We start from the raw sequence: 270 nt of genomic DNA on the forward strand, positions 1-270 counted from the left end.
GGCTATGACTTCATCGTGCAAGGCATGGGCGGCTTCATGAGCCTGACCGGCGAGCGCGACGACCTGCCCGGCGGCGGTCCGCAAAAGGCCGGCGTGGCTATCTCGGATCTGATGACCGGCATGTACGCCACCGTGGCCGTGCTCGCCGCGCTCGCGCACCGGGACCGCACCGGCGAAGGCCAGTACATCGACATGGCGTTGCTCGACGTGCAGGTCGCCATGCTGGCCAACATGAACACCAACTACCTCGCCAGCGGCCAGGCGCCCAAG

The 270-nt window shown here is 67.4% G+C and carries 1 protein-coding gene; it reads left to right on the forward strand.

The window, feature by feature from the left end; all coding sequences use genetic code 11:
* On the forward strand, positions 1 to 270 hold a 270-nt coding region (locus tag AMS65_RS00420; RefSeq protein WP_193786992.1), incomplete at both ends, for a CoA transferase.

The sequence above is a fragment of the Leucobacter celer subsp. astrifaciens genome, assembly GCF_001273835.1.
GTDB lineage: Bacteria > Actinomycetota > Actinomycetes > Actinomycetales > Microbacteriaceae > Leucobacter > Leucobacter celer.